This is a genomic window from Vibrio sp. 10N.261.55.F4, assembly GCF_041470465.1.
In the GTDB taxonomy this organism is placed as follows: domain Bacteria; phylum Pseudomonadota; class Gammaproteobacteria; order Enterobacterales; family Vibrionaceae; genus Vibrio; species Vibrio crassostreae_C.
Window position 1 is genome coordinate 267492 of record NZ_JBFRMM010000002.1, and the last position, 22617, is coordinate 290108.

The window sequence follows — 22617 nt, forward strand, 5'->3', positions numbered from 1 at the left end:
AAAAAATGAGTAATTTAACATGAACACAACAACTTCTTCGGCAAATGCCGTTAAAGATTCAAGCAAGTTTAACTATAAAGATTTTACCTGGTGTTTATCACTATTCGGTACAGCAGTTGGTGCTGGCGTACTATTCCTTCCAATCAAAGCTGGTGCGGGTGGTTTTTGGCCATTAGTTATCCTAGCTCTAACTGCGGCACCAATGACTTGGTTCGCACACAAATCTCTAGCTCGTTTCGTACTGTCTGCTAAAAACCCTGAAGCTGATATTACAGACACAGTTGAAGAGCACTTCGGTAAGACTGGCGCAAACATTATTACTTTTGCTTACTTCTTCGCTATCTACCCGATCGTTCTTATCTACGGTGTTGGTATCACAAACACAGTTGATTCTTTCCTAGTAAACCAAATGGGTATGGAATCTATTCCTCGTCCTCTTCTTTCTGGTGCACTTATCCTTGCTATGACAGCAGGTGTTGTATTCGGTAAAGAGCTGATGCTTAAAGCAACTTCAGCAATGGTTTACCCACTAGTATTCATCCTACTAGCGCTATCTTTTTACCTAGTTCCTGATTGGAACACTTCAATGATGGACGTAAGCCCAGAATGGTCAACAATGCCTTCTATTATCTGGCTTGCTATTCCAATCATCGTGTTCTCTTTCAACCACAGCCCAATCATTTCACAGTTCTCTAAAGAGCAACGTCGTGTATACGGTGATGACGCAGTTAAGAAAACTGACGCGATCACTGGTGGCGCAGCAATGATGCTGATGGGTTTTGTAATGTTCTTCGTATTCTCTGTAGTGCTTTCTCTATCTCCAGAGCAACTAGCAACAGCACAAGCACAGAACATCTCTGTTCTTTCTTACCTAGCAAACGTACATGAGTCTCCACTTATCTCTTACATGGGTCCTCTAGTAGCGTTCGCAGCGATTACTTCTAGCTACTTCGGTCACTTCCTAGGTGCTCACGAAGGTCTTGTTGGTCTAATCAAGTCTCGCTCTGGTTCTTCAATAAGCACTATCGAAAAAGCATCTCTAGCGTTCATCGTTGTTACAACTTGGATTGTTGCGGTAGTTAACCCAAGTATCCTAGGTATGATTGAAACAATGGGTGCTCCAATGATTGCAGCTATCCTGTTCCTAATGCCTGTGTTCGCGATGCAGAAAGTACCAGCTATGGCTAAGTACAAAACTTCAGCACCTGTGCAAATCTTTACAGCTTTATGTGGTCTAGCGGCTATTAGTTCTGTAATCTACGGCGCTCTTTAATCTCAAGCCCTTTTTATAAGATGGCATCCATCTTATATCGCGAGATTAGACAAAAAATATAATGATAATAAATGAGCCTCCCTACTCCCCTTGGGAGGCTCTCTTTTTGAGGTAATCGCTATGATTAGTGTATTTGATATCTATAAAATCGGTGTTGGTCCATCGAGCTCACACACAGTTGGACCAATGAAAGCGGGTAAAGAATTTATTGATGACCTACGTTCAATGGGAAAATTGCGCGACATCACTAAAATCACCGTGGACGTATATGGATCACTATCACTGACAGGGAAAGGTCACCACACAGATATCGCAATCATCATGGGTCTTGCTGGCAATACTCCTGAGCGTGTTGATATCGATTCTATTGCTGGCTTCATTGCTCGCGTAGAAGAAACTGAGCGCCTTCCTGTTGGCATGCACTGTCATACAGTATCGTTCCCACGCGATGGCGGTATGAACTTCCACACTAGCAACCTTTCTCTACACGAGAACGGCATGAGCATTCATGCATGGGTTGGTGACGAAGTTGCATACTCAAAAACGTACTACTCAATTGGTGGCGGTTTCATCGTTGACGAAGAGAACTTCGGCAAAGAAGAAGAAAACCCAATCAAAGCACCTTACGAATTCACAACAGCTGAAGAGCTGGTTAATCAGTGTAAAGAAAGCGGTCTTTCTATCAGTACACTGGTTATGAAAAACCAAGCAGCATTCCACTCAGACGAAGAGTCTCGCACTTACTTCGCTAACATCTGGAAAACGATGCGTGAGTGTATGGATCGCGGTATGAATACTGAAGGTATCCTGCCAGGTCCACTACGTGTACCTCGTCGTGCAGCAGCACTTCGCCAACAGCTAATGACTTCAGAAAAAACAACCAATGATCCAATGTCGGTTGTTGACTGGGTAAACATGTTTGCTTTCGCAGTAAACGAAGAAAATGCAGCTGGCGGTCGTGTAGTAACGGCACCAACAAACGGCGCATGTGGCATCATCCCTGCTGTATTGGCTTACTACGATAAATTCATCCAAACAGTGACAGAGAAAGATTACATCCGTTACTTCGCAGCTTCTGGCGCGATCGGTGGTCTTTACAAGCGTAACGCTTCAATCTCTGGTGCTGAAGTTGGCTGTCAGGGTGAAGTTGGTGTGGCATGCTCTATGGCTGCTGCTGGTCTTGCTGAGCTTATGGGTGGTAGCCCTGAGCAAGTATGTATGGCTGCAGAAATCGGCATGGAGCACAACCTAGGTCTAACATGTGACCCAGTTGCTGGCCAAGTACAAGTACCATGTATCGAGCGTAACGGTATTGCTGCAGTTAAAGCAATCAACTCGACTCGTATGGCACTTCGTCGTTCTTCTGCTCCTACTGTTTCTCTAGATAAAGTTATCGAAACAATGCTAGAAACAGGTAAAGACATGAACGCTAAATACCGTGAGACTTCTCAAGGTGGTTTGGCTGTTAAGGTTGTTTGTTGATAGCCTTTGAATCAATCTGTTTTTAATCAGCAGATAATAAAAAGGAACGCCGATGCGTTCCTTTTTTGTATCTGAATTCCGGCCACTTATATCTAAGATGCTCGATTCGCATCTTAGATAATGGACCAAAGAACTAGATCACTTGTGAGATAAGCAGGAAGCAACCAAACAGCAGTGAGAACAACATCATTGCGCTGCCACCTTCTGCTCGGTATCGGTCATCAGCAACTTTCATGAAACGCTGTTTGTGGACCATAACCAGAGGAACAAACACCGCTAGGAACACCAAGATGATACCTGCGTAATTCAGCACTTGTAGGAACTTGTCTGCAGCAAGCAATGAACCCGCCAACGGCAAGATAAAGCTAATGCAGTACGTTACCGCTGTATTTTGGTTGAACATGTCTTTGTTCTGGTTGAACAACGCCATTGCTACGCCAAAGAAAGAAGTCAACAACGCCAAGCCAGTGAAGGTAGACAAGACGTTACCCACCCAAGGAGACTGAGCCTCAAACGCCGCCATCAAATCTGATACGTTCTCAAAGCTTCTGAATTGCTCTTCACTCAAGTTGCCCACTACCGCAAACAACCAACACAAGTAACACACTAATGGGATCAGAGAACCGATGATCACCATGTTACGCAGCTGTTTGTCTGTCGCTTCGTGGTTGTAAGAAACCAAGGTTGGAATCACCACCATAAAGCCAAAGCTCGTAAACAGGATGGCACTGGTTTTGATTAGGTCAACGTGGTCATGGCTGGTTACCTGCATCAAGTTTTCTTGAGTCATGCTCGGCGCTAAGAAGGCCATGGTTACAAACAAACTAGCAAGCATCACGAAGAACAATGCTCGATTGAGCTTATCAATCACACCAGTACCACTTGCGACTACTGCGCCAGCAAGCAAGGTAAACACGGTTTGGCTGGTAGTCGCGGTAATTTCGACGCCAAAGTTAGACAGTAACTTACTCAGCAAGTCACCTGCGCCCAGAATGTAAGCCATTAATAGGCAAATCAACAACGCGTATAGCAAGCCGTTGGTAAGCAACTGACCTTGTTTACCCAAGGTTTTTCGGGCAATAGAGTTTAATCCTAGACCGCCACCCGCTTTGATGGTCGCTTCTAGAAGTAGTAATGCTGCGTAAGTCGTACCGAAACAGATCAGTACCATAAGCAGTGTGCCGTAAAGCAATCCGAATTGAGCTAATACCATTGGGATCGCAAGCATACCAGCACCGAGAGCGGTACCAGCGATAATTAGGGAGCTACCCATCATTTTAATATTCATTGTTTTTAACTTATTTGTTTAGTTTTTATAGATGTGAGTCTTCGTTCATCGAGCGGATGACAAAGGAGTTCAGATAGAAATAAAGTTATAAAACGAATAACAATAGGAGCGATAAGCGGTAAAGAAGCGTGCAGAGACGTTGTCGAACAGGGCGTTCAAAGGGGAGCTTGTCTTAAAAGAGGTAAAACGAGAAGCGTGAGTAAGCATTAACTGATGTGGTGAACCTTCCGTAGGTTCAATAATCGGTGATGTAATCTTGAATTTCATGTATGTGTCCAATAAGTCACATTCCATAGTATTTGAAGCAGCGTATCCGTTGCTGCCCTACCTCTATCATAGAGGTCTTTTCATCTTATCGAATGAGCCTCGAAACACAACGCTATAACCACAATTTTTGCTATTAAATTGAACAAAACAACCATTTGGATATAAATTGACCACTAAGTCGTCTAAAACAATAGTCTTTATTGATAAAAGACAAGCGGACAAATACATCGAACTAATTAACAACCTAGGCTTTTCTAATTATCAGCACAATCAAAACTCGATGGTGCACTTCAATTTTCCCAAAACAACAGTCTGTTTTAAGAACAGCGAGGAGCTTGAAGCGCGTTCCATTTCAACATCAGACACGACACAAACTCGCTACATCACAGAAACATAACCACAACCGGAGTGTGGTCACACAATTCGTTATACCCCATAGGTGGTAGGAATTCTTACTAGTACAGTATTTGCGTCATTATAATTAATAAAAACAAACACCTTATGCGCTCAACAATCACCTTTAAAATCCTAGTGGCCCTCGCCATCGTGTTCACCTTTTTGCTGGCAATATCGACCTATTTCCAATATTCGCAACAAAAGCAACTTGTAAACTCAGTGTTAAGTGAGCAGCTTCACGACAAAGCAAGTAACTACTTCGATAGCCTCAATATGATGATGCTCACCGGCACCATGGCACAAAAAGAGACCCTTCGTCAGAAAGCACTGGCTCAAGAAGGCATTGAAGACGTTCGTGTTTTACGCGCCGACGCTGTCAGCAAGTTATATGGCCCAGGTAATGACAACCAAACACCGGTTGACGATATTGATAAACGAGCGCTAGCGGGCGAAACCGTTATCGAACCTTTTTCTGCTGATTGGGGCAAAGGCTTGGTTATTGCTCTGCCAATGAAGTCGAGTGAAGATTACCGAGGAACCAATTGTGTCGCCTGTCATATGGCACCAGAAGGTGAAGTCTTGGGTGCGATTCGTCTCGAATATAACCTTAACCATGTTAACTCGCTGATTAACACTCAAACCATGGCTGCTATTGGCATTATGGCAGTGATCTCGTTTGCCGGATTTGTCCTTACGATGGGATTAATTCGTAAGATTATCGTGCGCCCGCTGCAACAGACTTCTCGCTTTATGACCCAAGTCAGCAACGATAAAAACCTATCCACTCGCCTGCCGGAACAAAGCAAGGATGAGATTGGCACGCTGGCTAACTCCATCAACTCGTTCATGGGAACCGTATCCGACAGCTTAGAAAAGGTACAAAACACCTCGCACAAACTGAATGCGTCTGCCAACCAACTGACTAGTGTCGCGCAAATTACCGAGCAAGCCGCCAGTGACCAGCAAAGCGAAACCGCCGAAGTGCAACATAATGTCGAAGGAATACAGGCACAGCAAGTCAATGTAGAACAAGCGACTTTAACGGCTTCAGAGCTTATCAATCACACCGCTGATGTGGCGTGTAAGAGTGCCAACCAAGCACACGAAGCAAGCAGTGAGATAAAAAACCTCGTTAGCAGCATAGAAGAAGTGAAACACAAAATACTGACACTCAATGAGCAAACCGGAGAGGTCTCTTCAATATTGAGTGTGATTCGTGGCATTGCTGACCAAACCAATCTTCTGGCCTTGAATGCAGCAATTGAAGCGGCACGTGCGGGAGAACAAGGTCGTGGGTTTGCGGTGGTGGCTGATGAAGTTCGCCATCTTGCATCACGAACCGCTGAAGCAACAGGCAGTATTGAGTCAATCATTCATCAGTTCCAGCAAGGCAGCGAAGAGTCGCTGACTTCTGCCGATCGCGTTTGCGAACAAGCCCATCAAAGCTCAACCGATATCGACGCACTTTCAATTGAAATGAATGGTGTGGTCGAAGAGATGAAACAGGTGCTGGCTCACGCACAGAATATTCAGCAGCAAACGCAATCCACCACACAAGCGACTCAAGATGTTCAACAAAAGGTTGAAACCATCACCTCTCACGCCAACAACACATCGCAATCCGCGGCTGAAACTCGCAACATCAGCAATGACTTAGAAGAGCTATCTGATCATCTTGAATCGCTGATTAATCAGTTTACTTTGTCGAGTACAAAGAAGAAGTCATAGATCGCCAACAAAAAAGCGCTCAACAATGAGCGCTTTATCTTCATAGCAACGTCTAATTCAGGCTTTCAGGCTTTAAAAGAACCGTAAACCAAGATTAGTGCGTAATGGAAACCGCGGTTAAGTCTTTATGCTTGTGATACATCGCGTGTTTGACTATCAGGTTCGCACTCACGCTATCCATTCCTGACACTTCAACGTAAGCCCCTTTTTTACGGAACTTGAACACAACCTTATCAAGCGCCTCGACCGAGGTATTATCTAAGAATGACGCATCCGATATATCGATGGTCACTAAAGAGGTCGCGTTGTCATAATCAAATAAGTCGACAAACGCATCTGACGAAGCAAAGAAGACATGGCCTTTTACTCGGTGAATGGTGTGCATTTCGTTTGTCACGACTTCATCGGATATAAACACCATGGATTTGCTGGCATGTGCATAAAACAGAGCCGACAGCACCACGCCAACCGCAACACCTATTGCTAAATTATGAGTAAACACCACCACCGCCACGGTTGCTAGCATGGTTACATTGGTTGGCAGTGTGTGATCTTTAAGCTCAACAATGGAACGCCATGAGAATGTGCCGATAGAAACCATGATCATCACAGACACTAAAGCGGCCATCGGTATCAGCTTCAACCAATCAGAAACAAACACCACCATTAGCAACAAAACCACCCCAGCGATCATGCTGGACAATCGGGTTAAGCCACCTGATTTGATGTTAATGATCGACTGACCGATCATTGCGCAGCCCGCCATTCCACCAAAAAGGGAAGCCACGATGTTCGCAACGCCCTGCCCTTTACACTCATTGTTTTTATTGCTTTCAGTATCAGTCAGGTCATCGACTATGGTCGCTGTCATCAAGGATTCCAACAAGCCAACCAGAGACAGAGCAATCGAATATGGCAGGATGGTTGCAAGCGTCTCAAACGTGAATGGAATATTAGGAATCAAGAACACAGGCAGTGAATCGGGAAGCTTGCCCATATCGCCAATCGTTCTCACATCTAAGCCGAAGAGCAAACTAATGATTGTCAGAGCAACAATCGCGACCAGTGGGGAAGGTATTGCACGACCAAACTTGGGAAAATAAGGAAGCAGATAAATGATCGCCAAACCCAAAGCGACTAACACGTAAACGCTTGAAGAGACGTTGATTAATTCAGGAAGTTGAGCCATGAAAATTAGAATGGCGAGCGCGTTAACAAATCCAGTAATCACCGATTTGGAAACGAAATTCATCAGGTTACCAAGCTTGAGATACCCAGCTGCGATCTGAATGACGCCAGCTAGAAATGAAGCGGCGAGTAGATATTCTAGTCCGTGCTCTCTCACTAAAGTGACCATTAGTAGCGCCATAGCGCCTGTTGCACCGGAAATCATTCCCGGACGACTGCCAACCAAAGCAGTGACGACACAAATACAGAACGAGGCATAGAGCCCTACTTTAGGGTCAACGCCTGCAATAATTGAAAATGCGATGGCTTCAGGGATCAATGCGAGTGCAACCACAATCCCAGATAATGAATCTCCTTTAACGTTTGATAACCAATGTTTTTTTAAATAATTAAGCATGTAATTCTCTTTTACTTGTACAGCCAGTCCTGCCTTGTTGAGACATAATTTGATCGACTGTTTTTCTTGAATGAGCGAGCGCTCGAAAAGTGCGGGTGTAGAGAGAATGCAGGGGTTAAGGCGGCGTAATTAACACGTAGATATTAAACTCCTCTTGTACTTTAGTGGGAAATTAAGAAGGTGATCAAGTCCAAAATGACTGAATCCGCGCCAATATAGAGTGAGTCTCAACACAATCACACTCCCATTATTGAAAACAAAGGTTTCGATTACGCCATGCTCGTTCAGCAGCTCACATAGGGTGAAAGGTAAGGCTGACGCTAAGATCGAACAAAAAACACACCCTCAAACCTATTTATCGTCAGTAGACACAATATTTCTTTCACCAAGCAAGAATAAAGGTTGAAGCTGTCGGTATGACAGGTAATATGTTCAATCGATTTAAAAAGTTTATACAACTTAATGTTTCGGCTAATTATTGTGCAAATGTATATTTATTTGCAGCAATGCCAGAGACTTTGAGTTGAATTTGTCCCTCAATGGAGAATGAAATCAACATGACTTACGCGCCTGTAACAGACGTACTTGGCGGCAAGCTAGCGGTAGACAGTGAAGTAACTGTTCGCGGCTGGATCCGTTCACGTCGTGATTCCAAAGCTGGAATCTCTTTCCTTGCCATTTATGACGGCTCTTGTTTCGACCCGATTCAGGCCGTGGTTCCTAATAATCTTAATAATTACGAAAACGAAGTATTAAAGCTAACAACTGGCTGCTCTGTTGAAGTAACGGGTAAGATTGTTGAGTCTCCTGCGAAAGGTCAAGACTTCGAACTAGCAGCAACTGACGTTAAAGTTGTAGGCTGGGTTGAAGACGCTGACACTTACCCAATGGCTAAGACGCGTCACTCTATCGAGTACCTTCGTGAAGTTGCTCACCTACGTCCACGTACAAACGTGATTGGCGCAGTAGCACGTGTACGTAACTGTCTATCTCAAGCGATTCACCGTTTCTACCACGAGCAAGGTTTCTTCTGGACTTCTGCTCCGCTTATTACTGCATCTGATGCAGAAGGCGCTGGTGAAATGTTCCGTGTTTCTACGCTAGACATGGAAAACCTACCACGCACTGAAAAAGGCGACGTAGACTTCAACGAAGATTTTTTCGGTAAAGAGACGTTCCTAACAGTATCTGGCCAACTTAATGCTGAAGCTTATGCTTGTGCACTAAGCAAGGTTTACACGTTCGGTCCTACGTTCCGTGCTGAAAACTCAAACACAAGCCGCCACCTAGCTGAGTTCTGGATGGTTGAGCCTGAAGTTGCGTTTGCAGACCTTAACGATGTAGCGAAACTGGCTGAAGACATGCTTAAGTACGTTTTCGCTGCTGTTCTTGAAGAGCGCCGCGACGACCTTGAGTTCTTCGCTTCTCGCATCGACAAGCAAGCAATTACTCGTCTAGAGCAATTCGTAGACGCTGATTTCGCACAAGTTGACTACACTGACGCAATCCAAATCCTACTAGACTCTGGTAAGAAATTTGAGTTTGACGTTGAGTGGGGCATCGACATGTCTTCTGAGCATGAGCGTTACCTAGCTGAAGAGCACTTCAAAGCACCTGTTATTGTTAAGAACTACCCGAAAGACATCAAAGCTTTCTACATGCGCTTAAACGACGACGGCAAAACAGTTGCAGCAATGGACGTACTTGCACCAGGCATCGGTGAAATCATCGGTGGTGCACAACGTGAAGAGCGTCTAGACATTCTAGACGAGCGTATGATTGCTATGGGTATCGACCCTGAGCACATGAGCTGGTACCGCGACCTACGTAAATACGGTACAGTGCCACACGCTGGTTTCGGTCTTGGTTTCGAGCGTCTAGTATCTTACGTAACAGGTATGGGTAACGTTCGTGACGTGATTCCATTCCCACGTACACCACGCTCTGCAAACTTCTAATTCGAAACCTATTCGATATTAAAAGTTAAGAACAAACAAAAACCTCCGCACTTGCGGAGGTTTTTTTATGTTCGGAATAAAACGAGACGACGGCTGTTTCTGCGTACCACTATCTGAGACTCATTATTTCAAAAGCTAATCCACATCTTGGTCGATAGCGTATTTTATTGCAAGACCGCAGATTGCCATCATAACGAATGGGATCGCGGCAGTGGTGTATTCCGCCCACGCCATATCAGCGAATGCTTTTGCCAGCAGTACGTGGCCGAGAATAAGCAGAAGCGCACACACAATAGCGACAATAATCAGCTTAACTTCATTTCCCATAGTCATTTTCAACATAACGGTATCTCCAATATTTGGTCTACCGTTATTGAATCACAACTCTTTGGTCAATTAGGCGTACAGTTACCCCACAAACAACCCGTACAGTTGGAATGATTGTCTTTTTTATGAGGGACTTAAGGTTTTACTAGTGCGTAAGTTGATGTGCCAGTTTGCCAAGCCAGATGAGCGCCTGTTCTTTCTCTTCTGTCAGTTCATAAGAGAAGTTCAATCGTATCGCGTTATCCACTCTGCCATGCTCACTAAACAGATCGCCAGATGCAACGCTAATGCCTTGCTCGATAGCCAGTTGATGAAACTGTTGGCTGTCGAATTTTTCAGAAAAGCGAATCCATATCAAGTAGCCACCAGCCGGCTCTTCAATCTCTATTGAATGCGGAAAGTACTGCTTAATGACATCGATAAATCGCTCTTTCCTGACGACAAGGTTTTTACGCAGTTTACGAAGGTGATTGTCGTAGCTTTCATGCGTTAAGAAATGAGCGACACCAAGTTGAACAGGAGCGCTACTCGATAACGTAGAAAGAAGCTGTAACTTTTGAATCGCGTCGTTAAAACGCGTGTTCACAACCCACCCTACTCGATAACCAGGACACAAACTTTTTGAATACGACCCACAAAGCAAGACGGAATCGGTCTTATCGAAGGCCTTTAGTGGCTTCGGCTTATGCCCTTCGTAATAAAGATCGCCATACACGTCATCTTCAATAATGTAGGTTCCATGCTGTTCTGCAATCTCTACCACACGGCGCTTTGCCTGTTCCGACAAACTGGTTCCCGTTGGGTTTTGAAAAGTCGTCATCAGCCAACACGCTTTAACATCTTGGTTTTGTAGCGCGTTTTCAAACTGCTCTATATTCAACCCATTGATTGGGCAAACGTCCACTTCGATCGGGTTAAGCCCGAGCCTCTCGACAGCCTGCAGAGCACCATAGAATGCGGGAGACTCAATCACGACGTTATCACCCGACTTGGTGACCGTTTGCAGGCTCAAGTTGAGCGCCTCCATAGCACCCGACGTAATCACGATGTCTTGATGATTAACCGTGATCCCTTGCTGCAGATAACGCTGTGCGATTTGCCTTCTCAAGGACTCACTGCCCGGTGGTAAATTATTTATCACACTCGCGCCAGTCATCTTCCTACCCGCGCTGGCAAGGTTTCGAGTCAAGGTAGGTAACGGGAACAGGTCAGGATCTGGGAATGCAGAGCCGAAAGGAATCACACCTTCGGCTGAACTCGACTTCAAGAAATCAAATAAGCGGTCATTAATGGCTTTCTTTTCACTAACGAGTGGCTGTGCGTAGTCAACGCCGTCCAGCCTTGGCGCTACAAAGTAGCCCGACTGAGGTTTAGCGATGATCCACCCTTCGCTTTCTAGCAACTGGTAGGCTTGTAAGACAGTACTATTGCTGACGTTGTAATTTCGACAACTCATGCGTACCGAAGGGATCTTCTCTCCGGATCGCCACGTATTGTTGGCTATCTGAGTTCGAATATCCTTTGCAAGCTCTTCATAACGCGCCATCTAATTGTACTACCTAGAGAAATTCTGTGAGCCGGTGATTTTATCACTTACGCCAACAACTATTGCTGCTATCCATATGATCGCACCTAATTTCCACAATAGTGTGAATTGGTTCACAGATAACTTTGTAAGCTTTGCTAAGTTTGTACCCAAGGTAGGAGCTAAGTTGGCTTTCTACCTCAATAATTTGATGTAACCCAAAAACATGCGAGATAACAATGAAAAAAATAGAAGCAGACCAATTAAGTTATAAAGGAGAGTCAAACGGTGTTCACAGTTGGACAACACCGAGCGGTCAGCCATATTACTGGCACCCAGATTGGCTCCATATTGCTGAAGATGCGACAGGCTCACATCCAAAGCAAAAGATCGATGTCGAACAAGACCAAGCACCAACGAAAAAACACGCGGTGTCTGCTATTCTGAAACACATCAACCAATGGGCTGCAGACAAACTAGCGTCTCACCCTGAGATTGAAACCGGCTCAATCGAAGCTGAAATCAATCTCAAAAAGTAACGGGGTAAAGTAGATAGCAAACTCAATCACTCGCGATTCTAACCAGTACACAGACTGAATAGCCTCGAACCTCGACCGAGGCTATTCAAGTATCTTCATAAAAATGCTGCAATAACCCCCACCTAGCTAACAAATCTCTAACACAAACCAGTTTCTTGTATCAATCCACGAAAGCTATCGATAGAATTTCCGGTCTTATTCACGTCACTTATGCTAATCATTCGCAATTCTAAAGTCGTGAATCAATGAATGCGTAAATCTAATAAGAATGAGAACAAAGGCTTACCGATGGATACTTCAAATTACAATCAATCGCTAACGACTAAGTTATACGTCATTGCTGGCGTGCTGTTTGGCACCTATGGCAGTCGGGTGTGCCCTATGCTCGATAGCTTAACGACGTTAGAGATTTTCACACAAGTCAGTATTGTGTTTATCTTATTATGGCTCGCACGTCGTTACCCATTGGCGCAACATACCTTGGTCAAGCAAGGCCGATTCGCGCAACTCGATACCCTGCTATTTTTTGCTGCAAGTGTGCCTTTCGCGCTCTACTACAACTTAAGCTATGAATTCACCATAGATAGTAATTTGAAGGTGCTGTTTGGCATGAGTCTATTCGGCTTCTTTACCGGAACCATTCTTCAATTGAATGCCAAGCTCAGCCAAATGGATAAAATGGAGACGACTGGACAATTCGACTTCCAACTGGTTGGTGAAAGAAGTTCACTGGTCAAGCAGATGATAGGCTTGGTTATCGTGCTTCTGGTAACACTGACGACTATGTTGACGATGATTGCTGTCAAAGACATCTTCTGGTTAGAACATAACCCTGACCGCTTATTGGATGGCACCGGCAAGATCAGCGTGATCAAAGAGTTTATTTATTTGGCTGTGGTACTGGGTGGCTACGCGATAACCATCATGACGCTTTGGAGCAAGCTAATTAAGCGTATTCTCCTAAGCCAAGAGCACGCATTAAACAAAGTCACCAATGGCGAGCAAGGCGTTCGCTTACCTATTTTCGGCTACAACGAGCTTGGCTCAATGGCATCTATGACCAATACCATGCTTGATAGCCTTGAAACCGCGCAAAACGAAGTGAAAACCACACGTGACGTGGCCATTGTGAGCTTATCGGCATTGGCTGAATCTCGAGACAATGAAACGGGCGCACATATCCTAAGAACTCAAGAGTACGTCAAGGTGCTCGCACAAGAGCTCAGCAAATCAGAAACCCACTCAAGCTTGTTAACTCCAAACTACATCGAGTTGCTCTACAAATCTGCGCCTTTGCACGACGTGGGCAAAGTAGGTGTTCCTGATAGTGTGTTATTGAAGCCGGGCAAATTGACGGACGAAGAGTTTGAGATAATGAAAGGTCACCCCGCGATTGGGGCTGAAGCGTTATCTATTGCAGAAAAGCAGTTGGGAAGTAGCTCTTTCTTAAGAGTCGCAAAGGAGATATCTCTGACTCACCACGAGAAATGGAATGGCAGTGGTTATCCTAATCAGTTGTCTGGTGAAGATATCCCGTTATCTGGCCGTTTAATGGCATTAGCTGATGTTTATGATGCGCTCATCTCGAAGCGAGTCTACAAGCCACCCTTTACTCATGAACAAGCTAAACAGATCATCTTAGAGGGCAATGGGACGCATTTTGATCCGCAAGTTGTCCAAGCTTTTCTGGTCGTCGAACAAGCGTTTGTTTCAATTGCTGCGACCTACAAAGATGGCAAAAATGTAGCGAGTGAACTCGAGCGCGAAAGCTTTATTGCTCAACCAGCGTAATCTATTCAAAATCCACTAACTTCTTGCACCCTATAGGTTAATCCGTAGGGTGTTTTGTTATCAAATATCCTCTTTAGTCAATAAATCTGATTGAAATGGATTTTTTTTGGTCTTTCTGTTCACTTCGTATTGTCTTAAAAATTCCATACAGGTATAACTACCCATAGATACTATCCCCTCTCAATTGACATGGATGAAGATTATGTTTGAAAAAGTGTTAGCTGCTCCCGCCGATCCTATCCTCGGCCTTACTGAAGAGTTTAAAAAAGACTCTCGTGCAGAGAAAATCAACCTTGGTGTTGGCATCTACAAAAATGAAGCTGGCCAAACGCCTGTACTTAAAACAGTAAAGAAAGCAGAAGCTGCACTTCTTGAAAGCGAAAAAACCAAATCTTACCTGACAATTGAAGGTACAGCTGAGTACGGCCTAGCGGTTCAGAAGCTTCTTTTCGGTTCAGACGCAGAGATCGTTGCATCTCAACGCGCGAAAACTGCACAAGCTCCTGGAGGTACTGGTGCACTTCGCGTTGCTGGCGAATTCATCAAACGCCAACTAGGCGATGCTAAAATCTGGATCAGTAACCCAACTTGGGCAAACCACAACGGCGTTTTCGCTGCTGCGGGTATCGAGACAGCTCAATACAGCTACTACAACGCTGAAACAAAAGACAAAGACTTCGCAGGCATGGTTGCTGACCTAGAGAAAGCTTCTGAAGGCGATATCGTTCTTCTTCACGGCTGCTGTCACAACCCAACAGGTATCGACCCAACAACTGACGAGTGGGAAGTGCTGGCTAAACTGGTTGCTGAGAAGAAACTGCTGCCTCTATTCGATTTTGCTTACCAAGGTTTTGCAAAAGGCGTTGAAGAAGATGCTGCTGGCCTACGTATTTTTGCTCAATACAACAAAGAGATCCTTGTTGCTAGCTCGTTCTCTAAGAACTTCGGCTTGTACAACGAGCGTGTTGGTGCATTCACTCTGGTTGCTGAATCAGCAGACGTAGCAACGACAGCATTCTCTCAAGTTAAGAGCATTATCCGCTCTATCTACTCTAACCCACCAGCCCACGGCAGTGCTGTCGTTACTCACATCCTTGGTGATGCTGATCTACGTGCTGAATGGGAAGCAGAAGTGGCAGAAATGCGTGACCGTATCCAAGAGATGCGTGAGCTATTCGTAACAACACTGAAATCTGAAGGTGTTGATGCAGACTTCACATTCATCGAACGTCAAAACGGCATGTTCTCGTTCTCAGGTCTAAGCAAAGAGCAAGTAACTCGCCTAAAAGACGAATTCGCTATCTACATTGTTGGCTCTGGTCGTATCAGCGTTGCTGGTATGACTAAGTCAAACATGGGTCCTCTATGTAAAGGTATCGCTGCGGTTCTTTAATCGAAAAGCGAAACCTGTATTTGCAGACCACAAGCTTGCACTTACAGACCAATAGATGTGTAAAAGCCAGCAATTAAGCTGGCTTTTTTGTGTCTCCACTTTCAGGTTTAGATACTTTGTAAGTTAATACTCTAGGAAAAATTCCACACCTAGCTCGTTAGTACGTTCGCTACGAATTTTACCTTCACCATCTCGATGTTGGTATGACCCACCAATCGCAAACTTGTTGGTCACTAGATAACGTAAACCTAAGTGATAGATCTGTTCATCAAACAGGTCACTTCGATTCACTTGCACACTCCCGTTAGCTATCCAACGTTTCGCAAATCCATAGTTAAGCTCAGCTTTTACCCCTTGGATGAACTCGGTGTCTGAAGATTCAGTTCGGTTGGTGTCATTATCTTCAACCTTACCTTTCGTGATACCAAGCAGGTAGTAAGCCACTATATCTAAATCTTTCTTAATGCTGTAACGGTAACCAACACCTGGCATCAGCGTATCAATTCGAGTTGTGGTGTCATCAGGGTGAATAAAGCGTGCGCTGTAGTCTCCCAGCAACAACCAATCATCCGTCATCGCGTAACTGACGCCTAATCCATACGACGAGGCGTTATTATTACTGCCTGCATCTTCATTTAAACTGCCCGAATGCGCCGTGGCATAAATATGGTCGTAATCTAAAATATCCACCGCGTTAGTGTCCGCCCACAAACTTGGAGAAAACATAAAAACCGCAGATACAAAACTAAGCTTCCACTTCGACATTCCTATCATCCTTAAACTGTCACTCCATTAATTGAAAGGTTAGTCTATCCATAAGACTTTAAAAAGGTTTTAGCTCACAGATTGATTTGTGACGGCAAAATATTATCAAATGTTGTACCATGAAATCATACAAACCAATGGATGATCATTATGGATGCTGAGTTATTAGAGATTCAAAACTTTCTGGCACAATACCCCCCTTTCACAGAACTCCCTGAGGAGATGTTGGCGAAAGTGACCAGTAGCGTGGAAATTTCTTATTACCGCCAAGATACCCCTATCATTCACTTTGGTGATCAAATTCATGACTTATATATCGTTCGAAGTGGCGAAGTCGAAGTCTACCGTCGTAAAGGCGAACTCTATAACCGCCTTGATGAAGGCCACTTGTTCGGGCAAATGGGTCTACTGACCAACAACAAGGTTCGTTTCCCAGTTAAAGCCACCGAAGATACCCTGCTTTACTGTATTCCTGAGCCTATCTTCCAAGAGCTCTACGACAACTACGACTCCTTTGCAGATTTCGTAGAAGTAGAAGACAACGCCCGTCTTCGCCAAGCAAACTCAAGTAATAACGATGCCAACGATCTCACGACATCCAAGGTAAAAACGCTACTGACTAGCGAAGCGCCGATGATCGAGAAGACTCGTACGATACAACAAGCCGCGACTATGATGGCCGAAGACAATGTCTCTTCCCTGCTGATCATTGATCCAGAAATCGTTGAAGATGATGAAGATGACTCAACACCCGTGATTGGCATCATCACCGACCGAGATTTATGTACTCGCGTTTTAGCTGAAGGGCTTGACCCATCGGATGAAGTCTCTAGCGTAATGACACCTGAGGTTATCTCTCTCGATCACAATGCTTACGTATACGAAGCTATGATGACCATGCTTCGCTATAACGTGCATCATTTACCAGTGCTTAAAGATAAGAAGCCGATTGGTATTATCGAAGCGACCGATATTGTTCGTTATGAGTCTCAAAACTCGCTGTTATTGGTAAGTAGTATCTTCCAGCAACAAAGTATCGAAGATCTGAAGGTGCTTTCCGAGCAAGTAAAAGACAGCTTTGTGCGCTTAGTTAACGAAGATGCCAACGCCCACATGGTAGGTACTGCAATGTCGGTAATTGGTCGTAGCTTTAAGCAGCGAATTATCGAACTGGGCGAAGAGAAATTGGGCAAGTCGCCTATTCCTTACTGTTTCCTCGCACTGGGCTCTATGGGGCGTGATGAGCAGCTGCTGGTTACTGACCAAGATAACGCAATTATTCTTGATGATACCTACGACGAGAAAAAGCACGGTAAATACTTTGAGGAGCTGTCGACCTTTATTTGTGATGGCTTAGATCAGTGTGGCTATGTGTATTGTACTGGCGATATCATGGCGACTAACCCAACGTGGCGTATGACTCGTCGACAATGGGAAGAGTGCTTTGCCGATTGGATTGATGATCCAAACCCGAAAGCACTGTTAAATGCTTCAATCTTCTTCGACTTAGATGGCGTTTATGGTCGTCTGAAATGGGCCGAGCAATTGAACAGCTTTATTGTTCGACGCGCACGTAAGAACAATCGCTTCTTGGCGTGCCTTGCACGTAACGCACTCAACCGTACACCTCCGCTCGGCTTCTTCAAAGATTTCGTGATGGAGAAAGATGGCCGTCACAACAACTCTATCAACCTTAAACGTCGTGGTACTGCGCCACTCGCCGATTTGATTCGTGTTCACTCGCTCGCGGTAGCGTCTCGCTCTAAGAACTCGTTCGAACGCTTAGATGACATTATTGACGCCGGTATTCTGCCAAAAGGCCGAGCTCAAGATTTGAAAGATGCGATGGAGTTTATCTCTCTGGTTCGTATTCGCCACCAAGCACACGATGTCGACAACAACATCGAGCCTGATAACAACATCGAGCCAGAGAACCTGTCTGACTTCGAACGACGTAACCTAAAGGATGCATTCCAAATATTAAGTAATGCGCAAAACTTCCTTAAGTTCCGTTATCAAGCCAGCAACAAGTTTAAGTAGGGCCTATGAACAAACTATTCAGATCACCTGCGGTCGATTGGCCATTTAAGTTTGCTCAGAAGCTTGAACGAGCGAGAGACGAGCGCTTAAAGCACTTTTATAGCCAGCCTCTTCCTGCGCCTGATACGCCACTTTCAGAAGTGATGTTTTTGGCTGTCGACTTTGAGACAACGGGGTTAAACCCAAACAAAGACGGCATCATTACCATTGGTTTAGTGCCATTTACGCTCAATCGCATCTACTTGCGACAAGCCAAACACTGGACTCTAAGACCAAAACAGAAACTTGAAGAAGAGTCTGTCGTGATTCATGGCATCACTCACAATGACATCATTGATGCGCCAGACCTTAGCGAAGTGTTGGGCGAGATCTTAGAATCAATGGCGGGACATATCCCTGTGGTTCACTATCGTCGTATCGAACGTGACTTTTTGGACAATGCATTGAAAGTGCGACTCGGTGAAGGCATTGAGTTCCCAGTCCTCGACACGCTGGAGATTGAATCTCAGATCCAAAATAAACTGGCTGGCGGCTTGTGGAACAAGCTGAAAGGTAAGAAGCCAGCTTCAGTGAGACTGGGTCAGAGTCGTCGTCGATACCATCTGCCCGACTACACGCCGCATCATGCATTAACTGACGCTATTGCGACCGCTGAGCTACTCCAAGCGCAAATTGCTCATCACTTTGACTCTGAGATGCCTCTGAAGAGTTTCTGGCTCTAGCTGAGTTACGTAGGCTAAATACAAACACAAAGCCCATCAACTTCCATTGGCGGGCTTTTTCATTTTTATCGTCTGTGTTTAAGCAACGGTTGGCCCGACTAAGCGCATTTCCCATAAGCGTTTAAACATATTATAACGTCACACCGCAGCAGTTCCGCTCTAATGGACGTCGAAAATCGTGATCGCTATTTGTCAGCGTGATTGGCATTATTACTTCCCAACCACAGACAACGTTTGGTAATAAAGACGCTTTTGCTGATACATATTCTCATCAGCGACTGAGAACAATTGCTCAACGTCTGTTGAATCACTAGAGGCTGCACCAATCGAGAATCTGACAGGAATAGAGATACCCGCTTTAGTCTCGATTGCCTGTTGCTCCTGAGCAATGTACAACTGCTCAGTCATCTTTGCGACATTGAGCGAACTCGACTCACCAGACGTTAAGGTAAGCACCGCAAATTCATCTCCACCCAAACGGTATAGATTACTGGCAGGTGTCAATTCGTGGCTGATTACGTCTACGCAGCGCTGTATCAGCTCATCCCCGATCTCATGCCCATGAACATCATTGGTCGTTTTCAAGCCATTGATATCAATAATGATCAAAGAAATCTGATTTTGATTGTCGTTAATGCTGCGTTTACTGAATTCGAGATCTTCATTAAAAGCTTTACGATTCAAACAGCCAGTCGGCATGTTAATCCGTGTAATATTTTCGAGCTCTAGCCAACCAGCTAACTGTTTTTGGTACATGTCAAAAATCAGAAGATCTTCTTCACTGAGGACATCAAATGAACTTGAACAAAAATACCCGATCGCCGTCCCCTGTGAGTCACAGAGTATCAGGTCAGCCTCGCCAGTCCGGTTAAAATGAAACTGAATCGAATGTTGAACAAGTAATGTCTTTAACTCTTGATCGACCATTTGAGGAATCAACCGATATTCAGCCGCGTGTCTTGATGATGCAAACTGAACGATCTTCAAAATACGATGCTTCTGGGATTCTTCACGCGCGAGCGAATTAGTTAACTTGCTGGTTTTCTCTTCGACTAAGTCCTCTAGCTGAACATTAAATCTTTCGAGTTTATCGTTACTTTCGGTAAGCTCACGGACTTGATATTGTATGCGACCCCACAAGGTTTCCAATAAACGACTCAGCGTGACGAACTCTGTAAAACGATGTTCATCCACACTATGAGTCGGTGACTGGTTATGCGAATACGACGTAACAGATTCAGCCAACAAGTTTAACTGCCCTGAGAACCAGCGGCTTAGGAACAGAGCAAACACAATCGAGATGGCAAGCGTCGCCACCAATATTCTGACAAAGACCACCTGAGCTTGTTGCATCTCTAATAAACGCTCACTGTCGGAAATATGATGTTTGACGTTCAGTACCAATTTGTCGGTAAAGAATGTGCTGTCGATAGAGATAATGTTCGCACTTTGTTCAGAAGATTGAGCATCCGTTGAATCAATATAGTTAAACTCAACCGACTCATTTTGATAAAGGAAAGGCGTCACTTTAGTCTTAAGTCTGTCATACCCCATAAGAACCACAAGATAACCCTGCGGCGTGTATGTAGAACCTTCTATCAAACGATAAGGTAAAATCGGCGCGACAAAAGCGATACCTGCAGCGGCATTATCCGCCACTTCAGTTTCGGTAAACTCGGTGTGGAACAATTTCCCTTGCCCATAAACCGATTGAGGACGCTTCAAGCTTTCTAATAACTGGCTCTGCTCAAAATGGTACAAGCTGCCTTTGCTGTCATAAATGGGCTTCCAGTTTTGGTCCAGAATATAAGTCGCGGACACACTCTCCGCTAGCGCATTGAAGCTATCCATCTTGTCCCAAACAACACTCGAGAAAAAGATATTACCACCCGCTTTAATCAATGATCGGTCATGCGAATACCATTGAGTTAGGCTCGCCGTCAGCTTAATTTGCTCTTGTACGGTTTGACGAATACCGGTCGTAGAGTTGTCCAGCTTGGTTTCTTTTTGCTCTAAAGAACTTTGGTTTTGTTTATTGAGAATCAACTGTCCCGCTAGGTAAACAGGAAGCATTGAGCAAGCCAGCAACACCAAGCCCATGGTGTATTTTAATGATAGCTTCAATCTCTTACCCTCATATTCGCCGAGTAATATTGAACAAAATCATTGTAAAACTTATGCAGTTCACTCTTTGGCATCCCTGACTTGTAACGCTGATACGCCCGAGCCGATGCCTCCCAAACGATCGCCATCTTGTAGTCACTCGACATCATTTGCGATGCTTGAAACTCATCGTACATATTTGAAAGTGTCTGGTTACCTTCCTCAACACGGCGTTGATTAACCTCATAAAACGGCGAAACCATGGCACTCGAGTGAGCTAAATAGGTGAAACTGTTTGATTGCAGGTATTGAACGACTTCTTTCAAAGCCAATTTCTTATCTGGGTTTTGCATGCCTTTTTCCGTGACAGCAAAAACCTTTGCGCCACTAAATGAAGACATACTTTCACCACGATAGGTCGGCAACGAATTGATGTACAAATCTCGACCAAAGGCGGCATCGAGTTCGCTGAACGCCCAATCACCGTCAATCAAAAACTCGACTTCCCCATTGATGAACCTCTGCCTCGCGCAAATATCGCTGCACGATGATTCGATGACTTTTTTCTGCTGCAACATGTCGATGAAATCAAAGATAGCAACTAACCCTTCACCATTAACATTCTTCGACGATAATAAGTCTTCAGAAAAAAGCTGATAGAAAGCTAGATAGAAGTACATGTTTGGATTGGGAAAAAACACGCTCACTTGATCGGACTGAGCAGAGCGTTCAATTAGGCTCTCCCATGTCACGACTTGCGCTTGAGGCTTGCTCGAATACAGAACGACTTGGTTTCCAATACCAACCGGTAACGCCTTAAGCTCACCGTTGATGACCACTGCATCAAGCGCTTTTTTCTCATAGCGTTGGGTATCGACCCAAGCATCAGGAAGCGTCGCTAAATCGATATATTCAGTTAGACCTAAGAAGTCAGAAGGAACCCAGATGGCGTCGGGAAAGGTATTGTCTCTAGGATCAGCAACAAGCAGTTCAGAACGAATACTGTTGACGTCAAACGAACGAATTTCTACACGATGATCAGTCATCGCTTCGATATGTTCTTTTACATAATCGGCCGTTTCATAATTAATACCAGCCCATATTTCAAGTGTGGACGAACAAGCAACGGCCGGAAATAGCATCGCAAATAGACTCAATAACCTCACACTTGGTTCCTTGTGGTAAAAATTAGACGTTGGATTTTAATCGCCCATCAATAAACCGGGCGATGCGGCTTATCGCTCACTGCTCATGATTAGAGACCTAGCTTTGGGCGACACGTTATATAGTAAAAAGTGCCTAAATAACAGTTGATACTCTCGCTTTAAGAGAAAGGTCTGCTCATTCTGATACATCCGTCATATCTCTGGATGACTGTTCTTACAATAAATCAACATACCATACCCTTTATTATTAACGACAAAAAAAATGCCGC

The 22617-nt window shown here is 44.6% G+C and carries 17 protein-coding genes; 9 read left to right on the forward strand and 8 right to left on the reverse strand.

Annotated elements, in window-relative coordinates:
• Positions 1-19: 19 nt before the first annotated feature.
• Together AB4249_RS01995 and AB4249_RS02000 are read left to right on the forward strand one after the other, a co-directional pair.
• Positions 20-1273: an aromatic amino acid transport family protein gene (locus tag AB4249_RS01995; RefSeq protein WP_372102245.1), complete on the forward strand. Its 1254-nt coding sequence runs from the start codon at positions 20-22 to the stop codon at positions 1271-1273.
• 120 nt (positions 1274-1393) lie between these two features.
• The gene (locus AB4249_RS02000; RefSeq protein ID WP_017060420.1) at positions 1394-2755 is read left to right on the forward strand and encodes an L-serine ammonia-lyase; all 1362 of its coding nucleotides are present in this window, start codon (positions 1394-1396) and stop codon (positions 2753-2755) included.
• A gap of 133 nt (positions 2756-2888) precedes the next feature.
• Here the strand turns inward: AB4249_RS02000 and AB4249_RS02005 are convergent, their stop codons facing one another.
• Positions 2889-4031 carry an amino acid permease gene (locus AB4249_RS02005; protein WP_372102314.1) on the reverse strand — a complete coding sequence of 381 codons (1143 nt, stop codon included), beginning with the start codon at positions 4029-4031 and terminating at the stop codon, positions 2889-2891.
• A gap of 81 nt (positions 4032-4112) precedes the next feature.
• Positions 4113-4310, reverse strand: a complete 198-nt coding sequence (locus AB4249_RS02010; protein WP_048611631.1) for a hypothetical protein — start codon at positions 4308-4310, stop codon at positions 4113-4115.
• Between the two features lie 501 nt (positions 4311-4811).
• Here AB4249_RS02010 and AB4249_RS02015 point away from each other — a divergent pair.
• Positions 4812-6434 carry a methyl-accepting chemotaxis protein gene (locus AB4249_RS02015; RefSeq protein WP_136982513.1) on the forward strand — a complete coding sequence of 541 codons (1623 nt, stop codon included), beginning with the start codon at positions 4812-4814 and terminating at the stop codon, positions 6432-6434.
• 94 nt (positions 6435-6528) lie between these two features.
• On the opposite strand, the gene AB4249_RS02020 is transcribed toward AB4249_RS02015, so the two are convergent.
• Positions 6529-8019, reverse strand: coding sequence for a SulP family inorganic anion transporter (locus AB4249_RS02020; RefSeq protein ID WP_372102246.1), 1491 nt, complete (start codon positions 8017-8019; stop codon positions 6529-6531).
• A 557-nt stretch (positions 8020-8576) separates the two neighbouring features.
• On the opposite strand from AB4249_RS02020, the gene asnS reads away from it, so the two are divergent.
• Positions 8577-9977 (forward strand): asparagine--tRNA ligase, encoded by a 1401-nt coding sequence (gene asnS / locus AB4249_RS02025; RefSeq protein WP_017060416.1) that lies wholly within the window; start codon positions 8577-8579, stop codon positions 9975-9977.
• Between the two features lie 135 nt (positions 9978-10112).
• Here asnS and AB4249_RS02030 read toward each other — a convergent pair whose 3' ends face one another.
• On the reverse strand, positions 10113-10319 hold the full coding sequence (locus tag AB4249_RS02030) for a hypothetical protein (RefSeq protein ID WP_004734707.1): 207 nt from the start codon (positions 10317-10319) through the stop codon (positions 10113-10115).
• Between the two features lie 130 nt (positions 10320-10449).
• Positions 10450-11850, reverse strand: coding sequence for a PLP-dependent aminotransferase family protein (locus AB4249_RS02035; RefSeq protein ID WP_372102247.1), 1401 nt, complete (start codon positions 11848-11850; stop codon positions 10450-10452).
• A 218-nt stretch (positions 11851-12068) separates the two neighbouring features.
• Here AB4249_RS02035 and AB4249_RS02040 point away from each other — a divergent pair, with 218 nt between their 5' ends.
• The 3 genes from AB4249_RS02040 (at position 12069) to AB4249_RS02050 (ending at position 15552) form a co-directional block, all read left to right on the forward strand.
• On the forward strand, positions 12069-12368 hold the full coding sequence (locus AB4249_RS02040) for a hypothetical protein (RefSeq protein ID WP_372102248.1): 300 nt from the start codon (positions 12069-12071) through the stop codon (positions 12366-12368).
• A gap of 249 nt (positions 12369-12617) precedes the next feature.
• Entirely contained in the window at positions 12618-14159 is a 1542-nt protein-coding gene (locus AB4249_RS02045; protein ID WP_136974827.1) for an HD-GYP domain-containing protein, read from the forward strand.
• Positions 14160-14361: 202 nt separating this feature from the next.
• Positions 14362-15552, forward strand: a complete 1191-nt coding sequence (locus AB4249_RS02050) for an amino acid aminotransferase (RefSeq protein ID WP_372102249.1) — start codon at positions 14362-14364, stop codon at positions 15550-15552.
• A 123-nt stretch (positions 15553-15675) separates the two neighbouring features.
• Here the strand turns inward: AB4249_RS02050 and AB4249_RS02055 are convergent, their stop codons facing one another.
• A complete protein-coding gene (locus AB4249_RS02055) occupies positions 15676-16317 on the reverse strand; it encodes an outer membrane beta-barrel protein (protein WP_102333202.1) in 642 nt (213 codons plus the stop codon).
• A gap of 150 nt (positions 16318-16467) precedes the next feature.
• Between AB4249_RS02055 and AB4249_RS02060 the strand changes: the two genes are divergently transcribed.
• Positions 16468-18357 carry a DUF294 nucleotidyltransferase-like domain-containing protein gene (locus tag AB4249_RS02060; RefSeq protein WP_017066062.1) on the forward strand — a complete coding sequence of 630 codons (1890 nt, stop codon included), beginning with the start codon at positions 16468-16470 and terminating at the stop codon, positions 18355-18357.
• Between the two features lie 5 nt (positions 18358-18362).
• Positions 18363-19079 (forward strand): 3'-5' exonuclease, encoded by a 717-nt coding sequence (locus AB4249_RS02065; protein WP_017060409.1) that lies wholly within the window; start codon positions 18363-18365, stop codon positions 19077-19079.
• A 210-nt stretch (positions 19080-19289) separates the two neighbouring features.
• Here the strand turns inward: AB4249_RS02065 and AB4249_RS02070 are convergent, their stop codons facing one another.
• Positions 19290-21179 (reverse strand): GGDEF domain-containing protein, encoded by a 1890-nt coding sequence (locus AB4249_RS02070; RefSeq protein WP_229647311.1) that lies wholly within the window; start codon positions 21177-21179, stop codon positions 19290-19292.
• A 20-nt stretch (positions 21180-21199) separates the two neighbouring features.
• A complete protein-coding gene (locus tag AB4249_RS02075) occupies positions 21200-22348 on the reverse strand; it encodes an extracellular solute-binding protein (RefSeq protein ID WP_372102250.1) in 1149 nt (382 codons plus the stop codon).
• Positions 22349-22617 lie beyond the last annotated feature (269 nt).

Bases quoted from the DNA above. Each gene is read 5' to 3' on its own strand.
- AB4249_RS01995 (WP_372102245.1), top strand. From the start codon at position 20: ATGAACACAACAACTTCTTCGGCAAATGCCGTTAAAGATTCAAGCAAG.
- AB4249_RS02000 (WP_017060420.1), top strand. From the start codon at position 1,394: ATGATTAGTGTATTTGATATCTATAAAATCGGTGTTGGTCCATCGAGC.
- AB4249_RS02005 (WP_372102314.1), bottom strand. From the start codon at position 4,031: ATGATGGGTAGCTCCCTAATTATCGCTGGTACCGCTCTCGGTGCTGGT.
- AB4249_RS02010 (WP_048611631.1), bottom strand. From the start codon at position 4,310: ATGAAATTCAAGATTACATCACCGATTATTGAACCTACGGAAGGTTCA.
- AB4249_RS02015 (WP_136982513.1), top strand. From the start codon at position 4,812: ATGCGCTCAACAATCACCTTTAAAATCCTAGTGGCCCTCGCCATCGTG.
- AB4249_RS02020 (WP_372102246.1), bottom strand. From the start codon at position 8,019: ATGCTTAATTATTTAAAAAAACATTGGTTATCAAACGTTAAAGGAGAT.
- asnS (WP_017060416.1), top strand. From the start codon at position 8,577: ATGACTTACGCGCCTGTAACAGACGTACTTGGCGGCAAGCTAGCGGTA.
- AB4249_RS02030 (WP_004734707.1), bottom strand. From the start codon at position 10,319: ATGTTGAAAATGACTATGGGAAATGAAGTTAAGCTGATTATTGTCGCT.
- AB4249_RS02035 (WP_372102247.1), bottom strand. From the start codon at position 11,850: ATGGCGCGTTATGAAGAGCTTGCAAAGGATATTCGAACTCAGATAGCC.
- AB4249_RS02040 (WP_372102248.1), top strand. From the start codon at position 12,069: ATGAAAAAAATAGAAGCAGACCAATTAAGTTATAAAGGAGAGTCAAAC.
- AB4249_RS02045 (WP_136974827.1), top strand. From the start codon at position 12,618: ATGCGTAAATCTAATAAGAATGAGAACAAAGGCTTACCGATGGATACT.
- AB4249_RS02050 (WP_372102249.1), top strand. From the start codon at position 14,362: ATGTTTGAAAAAGTGTTAGCTGCTCCCGCCGATCCTATCCTCGGCCTT.
- AB4249_RS02055 (WP_102333202.1), bottom strand. From the start codon at position 16,317: ATGTCGAAGTGGAAGCTTAGTTTTGTATCTGCGGTTTTTATGTTTTCT.
- AB4249_RS02060 (WP_017066062.1), top strand. From the start codon at position 16,468: ATGGATGCTGAGTTATTAGAGATTCAAAACTTTCTGGCACAATACCCC.
- AB4249_RS02065 (WP_017060409.1), top strand. From the start codon at position 18,363: ATGAACAAACTATTCAGATCACCTGCGGTCGATTGGCCATTTAAGTTT.
- AB4249_RS02070 (WP_229647311.1), bottom strand. From the start codon at position 21,179: ATGGGCTTGGTGTTGCTGGCTTGCTCAATGCTTCCTGTTTACCTAGCG.